At 38.0% G+C, this 2442-nt stretch carries 3 protein-coding genes; all 3 read right to left on the bottom strand.

Features of this window, described 5'->3' with window-relative positions:
- On the bottom strand, positions 1-310 hold a 310-nt coding region (locus M6D81_RS31330; RefSeq protein WP_262681576.1), incomplete at its 3' end, for an NUDIX domain-containing protein.
- 1051 nt (positions 311-1361) lie between these two features.
- The gene (locus M6D81_RS31325) at positions 1362-1694 is read right to left on the bottom strand and encodes a DUF3024 domain-containing protein (RefSeq protein WP_262681575.1); all 333 of its coding nucleotides are present in this window, start codon (positions 1692-1694) and stop codon (positions 1362-1364) included.
- A gap of 194 nt (positions 1695-1888) precedes the next feature.
- Positions 1889-2442, bottom strand: a 554-nt coding sequence (locus tag M6D81_RS31320; RefSeq protein ID WP_262681573.1) for a hypothetical protein, incomplete at its 5' end; no start/stop codon positions are given.

Genomic DNA, 2442 nt, shown 5'->3' with positions numbered 1-2442 from the left:
CTTCTGTATGACCCAGTTCTTGTTGAGAAGTCTTCCCAAAATAAACAAATTGCTCTCTGACTTCATTCTCTTTCTGTCTAATTAATATGTATCGCAATGAAAGGTCAGATATTTCACTGCTTTCAATTCCTGTTTCTTCATATATTTCTCTGACACATGCATATTCCGGGTTACCCATTTCATCTGGTTCGATATGACCACCGATTCCTGTCCAAATACCAGGAACAAGTTTCCTATCTGCAGAACGTTTCATCATTAAGATCTTGTCATTATTAAATAGAAAAGCGGTAGACATTAACCGAGTATTCATAAAAATCTCCTTTGGGTTTATAGGTTTATTCGCACTTCATCCCTTTCACCTAACGTTGTTGTATTCACGAACCTTCACTGCCTTAAACGCGGTTAGGCTGTGCAAGGTTGTCCGGCTGAATTAGCTTCCCTGCTACTGAATCCGCTTCCTCTGAAACAACTTCTTACTGCTTCGGCCGGACCAAGGAGAGTTAGCGACGCAGCGTGAATACGGTGTTAGCTGAAGTTGACCACTTCTCTGAATCACTTTCGAACTCATTCTAAATATTCACTTCTTCCCAGTTTTTAATTACATACCCTAGTTGAAGTATGAATATTAGGATGTAAGTAATGTTGATTATAAAATTTACTTTATGTTTTTTTAGTACGATCCTATATTCTTTTTCGTTTTTCATAACATCTTTAAATTTTAATTTTTTTTGTGCTTTTAGTAATTTCAATAGATCAAGTATTCCCATATACCCCCACATCAAGGTAAAAACTAATAATAGTGAATTAGCAACCGAAATTGACATACCTAATCCTACATCTGTGATTCTTATTAATCTGTAACATATATGAACTAGTAGTGTTACTGCGAACAGTCCCAATCCAATAATGCTAGCTAATGGTGTGTGAGTTGTGTATTTTATGGTTTTCACGCCTTTCAGTCAATTTCAGCTAACGTTTTTGTATTCACGAACCTACATTGACTTAAATGACCACAGGGAACGACCGCGACGCGGTAGGCAGTGCAAGGTTGTCCGGCTGAATTGACTTCCCTGCTACTGAATAACTGAAAAATATGGTGGCATGAATTCTTCTCCTTAAGAGTTATGATCTTGAATAATTTCACATAACGTTTCCGTGTTCACGACGTCCATTCACCCTAAACTGCTAGACCGAACGACTAGTTCGATCAGCTGGCCGCGATGCGGTTGGCTGAATGGATGTGTACCGGCAAGCACTTCATCGACTTCTCATCCGGGACCGAGGCGGCTTGTCCGCCGAAGCGTGAACACGTTGTTATCAGATGTCATTGCCATCTTCGAGTTGCCTACTCTTCATGGCTTTTATCCCCAAAATAAACCCCTATTATCTTGGTCTACTATTTTTAGTTGCTTTTCAAAATTTTCGTCAGGGATTATATCATCAACAAAATGCCATTTATTCTTGCTATCTCTCCAATAGACTTTCCATTTGTTTTCTGCAAATCGAAATTGGGCTACGTCCAATTCAACCCATTGTTCACTTCTAAATGCAGATCTTTCTTCGAATAGAGTAACGTTATTCCCTCTGAATTTATAGTTAAGTCTTACTTGGTTCCTAATATGTTTAGGTATCTTCTGTTCAACATAATCTGATAGAAGCTTTTCAATTTTCTTTTTTGTAAATGCATCAAGCATATGTGCACCTCATTGATTGTTTGGTTATATGTTTTTTACATTTTGCAATATTTCTTATAACGTTTCGTATATTCACGACGACCGGCGAATGCCGGTTGTGTCCACAGCAACCACTTCCTCGAAGCCGCTTCTGGGACCGAGGGCGTAGCCCGATGCGTGAATATGGTGTTATCGGAAGTTACCGGCTTCCTCGATCAACATACAAACAATGGCCTTATTATATTTTCTTCAAGATCCACGAGTTTAGAAACAGCTTCTATTGAATAGCCCTCTTTAATAGCTCTTTTTATTACTTCAACTTTTATTGTCCCTTCTTTGATTGTCGTATCTATATATTTTTCGAAATGAATTACATCATCTTCAAGATTACCCTCAAGGGTAAAGATCATTCTATAATCTCCAATACTTTCTCCCAAATATAAAATTCTTAAGTTACAATAAATAAAATCATCGTATCCACTTATATGTGTAAGTTGGATCGAGTTAAGCTCGGTCTTCAATAACTTCAGATTCGATTTGCCCTTGAAGGTATCAAAAAAATCACTTCTATTTTCTTTCTTCCAGTTTTCTAGGTAGTTAATAAATCCTTGTTCCGTTCGGTCTATTATATTATTAGCTTCTGACCATTCAATTAGAGATGTTGTATTCATATTCTTACCTCTCTTCGGTAATTTCCGATAACGTTTCGTATATTCACGACGCCCGGCGAATGCCGGGTGTGTCCACAGCAACCACTTCTTCGAAGGCG

It is taken from the genome of Paenibacillus sp. J5C2022 (assembly GCF_025567625.1).
Lineage (GTDB): Bacteria > Bacillota > Bacilli > Paenibacillales > Paenibacillaceae > Pristimantibacillus.
The sequence above is the reverse complement of the archived record's forward strand: the minus strand, read 5'-3'. Positions and strand labels throughout refer to the sequence as shown.